General features: G+C 40.4%; 4 protein-coding genes. 2 read left to right on the plus strand and 2 right to left on the minus strand.

Translation table 11 applies throughout. From position 1 onward, the window contains the following. Positions 1-24: 24 nt before the first annotated feature. Positions 25-1,395 (minus strand): phosphomannomutase CpsG, encoded by a 1,371-nt coding sequence (locus FTT71_RS11375; protein ID WP_180160977.1) that lies wholly within the window; start codon positions 1,393-1,395, stop codon positions 25-27. A gap of 214 nt (positions 1,396-1,609) precedes the next feature. Here FTT71_RS11375 and FTT71_RS11380 point away from each other — a divergent pair, with 214 nt between their 5' ends. Next, positions 1,610-2,839, plus strand: coding sequence for a hypothetical protein (locus FTT71_RS11380; RefSeq protein ID WP_180160978.1), 1,230 nt, complete (start codon positions 1,610-1,612; stop codon positions 2,837-2,839). Positions 2,840-3,005: 166 nt separating this feature from the next. Continuing rightward, a complete protein-coding gene (locus tag FTT71_RS11385) occupies positions 3,006-6,353 on the plus strand; it encodes a DEAD/DEAH box helicase (protein ID WP_096902681.1) in 3,348 nt (1,115 codons plus the stop codon). A gap of 17 nt (positions 6,354-6,370) precedes the next feature. On the opposite strand, the gene FTT71_RS11390 is transcribed toward FTT71_RS11385, so the two are convergent. Continuing rightward, positions 6,371-7,660 (minus strand): type II toxin-antitoxin system HipA family toxin, encoded by a 1,290-nt coding sequence (locus FTT71_RS11390; RefSeq protein ID WP_180160979.1) that lies wholly within the window; start codon positions 7,658-7,660, stop codon positions 6,371-6,373. Between the last annotated feature and the right edge of the window lie 132 nt (positions 7,661-7,792).

Raw genomic sequence — 7,792 nt, forward strand, 5'->3', positions numbered from 1 at the left:
TTTATATTATTTTAATTTTTCAGATTAAGCTTGAATCAATTGCGTCAACTCATCCACATAGTCCTGCATCGGGCGGGGATTGTGGTCACGACGGCTTTCAATATTTAAGCGCAATAAAGGCTCGGTATTTGACGCACGCACATTAAAACGCCATGCCCCAAAGTCAAGACTCACGCCATCGGTTTGGTCAATTGCTGGGTTTTGGCTAGCATAATGCTCAAAGATTTTTTGGATGGTGGCTTGAGTATCGGCCACTTTAAAGTTAATTTCCCCCGAACATGGAAACTTGGCAATCATTTCTTCGACTAGATTTGATAGCGATTGTCCTGTTTCAGACAATACCGAAACCGCCAATAGCCATGGAATCATGCCGCTGTCACAATAGGCGAAATCACGGAAATAGTGGTGTGCGCTCATTTCACCGCCGTAAACGGCATTGTGCTCACGCATCACATCTTTAATAAAGGCATGTCCAGATTTAGATTGAATTGCTTCACCCTGATATTGAGCGACCACATCAAAGGTATTCCAGACTAAACGTGGGTCATGCACGATTTTCTCGCCTGCTTGTTTGAGTAAAAATGCCTGTGCCAATAAGCCAACAATATAATAACCTTCAATGAATTGACCTTTTTCATCGAATAGGAAGCAGCGGTCAAAGTCACCATCCCACGCAATGCCCATGTCGGCTTGATGCTCTAATACGGCATTGCGGGTGCTATCACGGTTTTCCACTAAAATTGGGTTTGGAATACCATTGGGGAAAGTACCATCGGCATCATTGTGAATTTTGACAAACTCAACAGGGATATTCAGGGCTTTAAATTTTTCTTCAATCGCATCGACCACATGTCCTGCAGCGCCATTGCCTGCATTCATGACCAGTTTCATTGGGCGAATTTTGCTAGGCTCGATATAAGTCATTAAATGGTCAATAAATTGAGGCAAAATATTGTAGCTTTGAGTGCTACCTTTGTGCTCAACTGGGGTAAATTCGCCCGATTCTGCCAAAGCCTGAATGTCTTTTAGGCCGGTATCGGCACTAATCGGACGTGCATTTTCACGTACCAGTTTCATGCCGTTGTAGTCCATGGGGTTATGGCTGGCAGTCACTTCAATGCCACCTTGCACGTCTAAATGAAAAGCTGCGAAATAGACTTCTTCTGTGCCTGTCATTCCCAAGTCGAGCACATTGACCCCTGCATCATTTAAACCACGAATGGTGGCTTGCTTTAAGCCTTCGCTGCTAAGGCGAATATCGCAGCCAATCGCAACGGTTTTGGGTTGGTAAATTTGTCCGTAAGCACGACCAATTTTATAGGCAATCTCTTCATTGAGTTCTGTGCCCAATTTTCCGCGAATGTCATAGGCTTTAAAACAGGTTAATGTGCTCATGTATTGTCCTAAATATTTGGAAAAATCGTATTGCTGCCTATGATAATCGAACTGTGTGTAATGTGCTGTATAGAATGGAAGATCAATTGCTTGAAGATGTTTCAGGTCAAAGACTATGGATGAGAAAAGATGTTGTGATGGGCAAGGGTGTTTTTTCTTGAGTAAGAAGTTGGTTAAAATACGGCTCAGACTTATGTGTTCGATATGATTGAAGATGGAATTACAGAAAAGTACTTTAGAGCCAGAGCAGAAACTTTCTGCGCCACAGAAAAAATTTCAGAAACTATGCCAAAAAATTGAGCAGGAACAGCTACGTTTGAATGAATGGCAGACCGCACAAGCCGATATTCAGGCACGTGCCAGCCGTGAAATTTTACCGACTTATGCGCAATTGCGTGAAGTTATATTTCAGCAAATTCAACAACTGCTTCAGCAAAAACAACAAAAAGTGACGGCAGCCCAGCAAACTAAGCTGGATCAAAAAATTGAGCAACTCAGTTTACAACTTTTGGATTCGCAGCAGATGTCTACCGAACAAGTTCAGTTTTTAACAGAATTGCTGAATCATTATGGCTATGATTTTGAGCGGCCAGACTTAGATGATCTAGATGAGATGTTTGAGGCTAAAACTGAGTCTGAGTCCGCAGAAGAAAACTTTGAGCAAGGTGGTTTTGAAGATGATGCTTCTGAACAAGAACGACTAGCACAGCTCAAGTTGGACAGTTTGAAACATTTTCTCTGTGAAGAATATGACCTAGATCTAGATTTTTTTGATTTTCAGCATGACCCATTAGATTTAGATGATTTTATAGAAAAATTTGAACAAAAAATGCAAGATCAAGAGGAGCTAGATTTTTTAAGTCAGTTGAGTGGTGCTCAAAAAGCTTTTGCCGAACAGCAAATTGCCCGTGAAAAAGCCAAAGCAGCAAAAAAACAGCAACAGCGTGAAGAAGCAAAGAAACTGGCAAATCAATCCATCAAAACGATTTACTTAAAAATTACAGCGTGGATTCACCCAGATCGTGAGCAAGATGAGCAGAAAAAACAAGAAAAAACCGCATTGATGCAGCAAGCCAATCAAGCTTATGAAGCCAATGATTTATTGACCTTGCTAAATTTGCAAATTCAGTTGGGTCAGCAGCATAATTTGTCTTTCGCCAATCAACAATTAAAAGCGTATAACCTGCTTTTAGAAGAACAGTTAGAAACTTTGCAAATGCAAGTGGATGACATTATTTACTCTTTTAATTGGAGTCAGTTTTTATATTCTAACCGTAAAATTAAAGTGCAGGATTTGTATCGAAAATATGAGCAAGACTATCGACATGTTCAACAAAAATTAGCTCGAGCGCAAGAGATACTGGAAAAATATCAAGACCTTAAACAATTAAAGCAATTGATGCGCAGTCAATATGTGTGGGAAATGCATGCTGTGATGATGTAGACATATTGAGGTTTGGCTTTGAATGTTTATGCAAAAAGTAGTCTTTATTTACAATATTCCTTTTGAGTGAATCCAAGTTATGCTCAGGTTGGGCCGTTCGGCTACTATTCTGAATTGACACCTTTGTCCGTTATAATTGTATAAACATTTTTAGTGTCTGGTAATTATGTCCTCATTGATCAATTTTCTATCTCGCTTTAGTACTGCAACTCTTCAGCGCAGCCAGAGCTATGCTAAATACATTGATAGGAAAACGATTGAGTTCTTTGAAGAAAATGACGATGTCACGATGTATGCCCAAATTGAAGGGACAGATTATTACGATACTGCAATTACCTATAATCTTAAAAAGGACCGTTTAATTGATGACGACTGCACTTGTCCGGTTGGATATAACTGTAAACATGCTGCTGCTTTAGCCAAATTATTTTATCAAGAATATCGAGAAGGATATCTGAAGAGCTATGTTGACTCTCAGTCATCATCTCACACTCAAAAAGATCGGGTTGCAATTAATCAAGCACAACGCTGGTTAAGTGAGTTTAAGCAGTATTTACAACATACCCAGTTAGAGCAGCAAAAGACAACGAGTAATTATTTACTTTATTATTTAGATCAGCCTTTAGGTCTATTCGGGTTAAAACTTGAGGTTCGAAAAGGTAGACGTAATAAAAGTGGGACGATCACAGGTGTCAGTTCTTATACTGAATATGGCAATATTCTAAAAAAACGTCTGTCTTTGCCTGATGGGAAGCGACAATTATTTAATCAAATTTATTATTATGCCAAGCTCAATCAGAATGAGTTTTCTTATGGAAATAGTCTTGATATATCAGGCATTGTTTTAGAGCATTTTAAATCTTTCATTCAGAGTGGTGATGTCTATTGGAAACAAAAAAGTGATGCTCCACTTACATGGTCAGAACAAAGCTATCAGCTTGAATTTTCTTGGCAAAAGAGCATTGAAAAACAGACTGAGCACTTAGATTTTGAGTTGGTCAATGGAAATGTTCGACTCAATTTAAAATCGAATCCACATCTTCAAATTCTTGTAAGTCAGCCACTTTGTTATATCGATATTCACAAGAATACGGTAGGGCAACTCTATAGTGAATATACATCGGATTTACTGTACTACCTTTGGCGGATGCCAGAGATGCCTGCGACGGTTTTGACTGAGTTTGAGCAGCTTACTCATCAATCTACAACGATACATAACTTGCCGAAACCTGGGTTTCTTCAAGAGATTGAAGTCTTACAGGGTAATCCCCAGCCAATTTTACGCTTTGGTGTTTTAGATAAATTTGATTGGAAATGGGAAGAGTCTGTTTGTGCTGAAATTGAATTCTCCTATGCAGGCGGGCGAATTAAAGCAGGTACATCAGGTGACAGTTTCATTGGTGAGCAGCATGACAAAATGGTGCGACAGCTTCGGGACTTAGTTCAGGAACAACAGTCAATCCAGCGTTTACAGCTATTGGTCGAATCACTGAAGTGGGTGAAAGATCTTAGTTATGACCAGCAATTAAAACTGGATAAACAACGTCTCGATTCTATGGTTTTTGCTTTCTATGGAGACTGGATCAAACAGCTGATGCCCATCAATCAAATTGAGTTGATGGGCTGGCAGATAGAGCATCTGGAAAACAGCCCCTTTAACCTGCAATATGTTGAAAATTTAAATATTTCTATCACTGAATCTGAAGGCCAGCAGGACTGGTTCAATATCGGGGCGACGGTTCAAGACAGTGCAGGCAATTCTTATAATTTACTTGATGCGCTCGTAGCTTTGGTGCGAGTAAATCCTGATTTACTTGATCCGCGGACTTTTATTCATCTGCATGACAGTCAAATTTTCACCGTGAAAACTGCAGTTGATCAACCTGATTTGGCGCTATCCGCTAGGGATATTAAGCCGGTATTATTGCATCTGCAGAGCATTTTACAGCAAGAAGAGCGCAGTATTGATCGCTATGATGCGAGTCAATTATTAGAATTGCAGCATAATCTTGGGATGACATGGCAGGTCAGTGATCGCCTGCAGAAATTTGTACATAAATTCAAACAAGGCTATCAGCAACAACTGCCAACACCACAAGGTTTTCAGGGGGAGTTGCGTCTATACCAGCAGCAGGGCTTAGGCTGGTTACAGTTTTTAAGGGAAACCCAGCATGGCGGGATTCTGGCAGATGATATGGGCTTGGGGAAAACAGCACAAACTTTAGCCCATTTACTCATGGAAAAGCAGGCTGGATATTTGCAGGATAGTCCCGCCTTAATTGTTGCACCCACATCGCTGATGCATAACTGGTTCAAAGAAGCGGAGAAATTTACCCCAGAGCTCAAGGTATTGCTGCTACAGGGGCCCGATCGCCATCAGTATTTTGAGCAGATTCCGCACTATGATATTGTGTTAACCACCTATCCGCTTCTGGCGAGAGATGAAGAGCAACTAAAGCAATATGAATATCATCAACTCATTTTGGATGAGGCGCAGAATATCAAAAATCCGCGCGCCAAAGCTGCACAGGTAGTACGGCAATTAACAGCGCGACATCGTCTATGTCTAACCGGTACACCTATGGAAAATCATTTGGGTGAGCTGTGGGCACTATTTTATTTCCTGATGCCAGGATTTTTATATTCACAAGAAATTTTTAATAAAAAGTACCGTCATCCGATTGAAAAGCGCGGTGATGAGCAGTTAAGACAAAAGTTGGTCAACCGGATTAAGCCCTTCATTTTACGTCGCTTGAAAACTGACGTAGCCAAAGAGTTGCCAGAAAAAACCACGATTGAAGTCAATATTGATATGAATGACCAGCAATCCAAGTTATATGAGGCTGTTCGTGCCACGATGCAGGCAAGCATTCAGAAAATTGTGGCAGAAAAAGGCTTTAAACGTAGTCAAATTCAAATTTTAGATGCCTTACTGAAGCTACGTCAGGTGTGCTGCCATCCTAGCTTACTAAAGCTGGATTCAGTGAAAATTGGGCAGGCGCATTCTGCCAAACTTGAACAGTTGATGGATATGGTCGTTCCAATGGTGGAAGAGGGGCGAAAAATTCTTATCTTCTCTCAGTTTACCTCAATGTTGGAACTGATTGAACAACAGTTCCATCACGCAGAAATTGGCTATGTGAAGCTGACTGGAAAGACCAAAAAGCGAGATGAAGTCATTACAGCGTTTCAGTCTGGACAAGTGCCGGTATTTTTAATCAGTCTGAAAGCAGGAGGGGTCGGTTTGAATCTAACTGCCGCAGATACGGTCATTCACTATGATCCATGGTGGAACCCTGCTGCTGAAGATCAAGCTTCAGATCGTGCATGGCGGATTGGACAGGACAAGCCAGTATTTGTCTATAAGCTGATTACTAATAAAAGCATAGAAGAAAAAATTCTTGCCTTACAGCAAAATAAAGCAGAACTGGCACACTCTATTCTAAGTACAGATCATGAAGGCGAAGCGAAACTGACGGAAAATGACGTGATGAACTTGTTTGAGAAATTTTAGTTTGGTTTCAGATTACCCTAATCATCTGTAAGTATCTGAAGGTCTGGATGCAATTTTTTCCAATGTTCTCTTAATTTTTCTTTATGAACAGAAATCATAGGTAAGTCTAGTAATAGCACTGGCCATACCGACCGTGCTTTGTCCATGATCGCGTGAAGTTGTTTTTCAATAACACGCCATGGAACACCGACTTTTTCAGCCCATTGTTCAAAGTGTTTCATCTCAGCTAAATACCAATCTTTATTTTTGGCAAGATTTAAGGCGAAATGACGCTCATTTTCAATATATACACTTGTCATCAATATATCGTATGCAGGGGATAATCTTGGCGTTGTTTTATCGTGATAAATCATACTCCAGTTCTTTAAGTGTGCATCTCCATTGGCGAGTAAAATATTGACGAGTAAACGGCTGGCAAATTGCTGAATATCAAAAATTTTGTTATCTGAATAGTGATAAATGATCTTACCGATCTGCTCATAATTTGTGGTGCTGTATTTCTGGTGTGGATATGAACCAAAGATCTGAGCAAAATCTTCAATATGAATAAGCTCTGTAGTATTAGCAGTACTCTGCCTATCGAATCTCTTAATTGCAAAAGCATATTGCTCTTGGGGTAGATTTAATGGTGGAAGGTCTTGTAAGAGTGCCATATCTACCAAACGAATCTCTGGGATATCTATTCCGACCATTTTGGCAAGGATCATCATAGAGTATTCATTCAGCGGAACAAAAGCATGTCTGGTAGAAGGAGTTTTGACAATCCAATCACCGAGTAGGCTGGATTCCGTTGCCTGTGCTAATGTAAAACGCCCATCTTTGGCTTTCATGGAAAACTTCATTTGGACGCCAGCCAAGGAAAACTTATTATTTGTCCGAATCTCTTGTTTTAATATCTGATCTGGATTCGAGATCTGAAGCTTAAATTTTATTCCATCTGGGATTTCTTCTGGATCTACTGGGGTTGCAATCAGTGCCCCAGGTAAGTCATGACCTAAAGCTGCCAATAACTGAAATTCATTGTCTATATGTATTTTGAGGCTTTGTGCTATGAGTTCGCGTAATGCACCTTCTGGTAGCAGATTTGATAGCAAGGGGTGTAAGCGCTGATGTGTAACATAGGTCTTTTCTAAAATCTTATCCGCTTGAGGATATAAAGGGGAAGTAAGCAAGCTCAAGGTCGGACGTTGCTGATCCAAGTGAAAAGAATCTCTGAAAACCAGAATATTTTTTCCGCTCTGAAATCCTGCCAAGTATCCAACGACAACATGATGTAATGTTAATTTCAGGACTGCAACAGTATTCATGGTTCCTGTTCCTTAAAATGTATTCAAACATAGTCAAGGACTAATTCGCACTCTGTTAATGTCTTGTTGCCAAGCGTGTAACTAGAGCCTGAGTCGGTCAGTTCCGACTTGTAGCGGTCAGTCCGTTCTTGC

The sequence above is a fragment of the Acinetobacter sp. YH01004 genome, from assembly GCF_013420455.1.
GTDB lineage: Bacteria > Pseudomonadota > Gammaproteobacteria > Pseudomonadales > Moraxellaceae > Acinetobacter > Acinetobacter towneri.

Excerpts from the sequence above, each read along its gene's own strand:
- FTT71_RS11375 (WP_180160977.1), bottom strand. The coding sequence starts at position 1,395 with ATGAGCACATTAACCTGTTTTAAAGCCTATGACATTCGCGGAAAATTG.
- FTT71_RS11380 (WP_180160978.1), top strand. The coding sequence starts at position 1,610 with ATGGAATTACAGAAAAGTACTTTAGAGCCAGAGCAGAAACTTTCTGCG.
- FTT71_RS11385 (WP_096902681.1), top strand. The coding sequence starts at position 3,006 with ATGTCCTCATTGATCAATTTTCTATCTCGCTTTAGTACTGCAACTCTT.
- FTT71_RS11390 (WP_180160979.1), bottom strand. The coding sequence starts at position 7,660 with ATGAATACTGTTGCAGTCCTGAAATTAACATTACATCATGTTGTCGTT.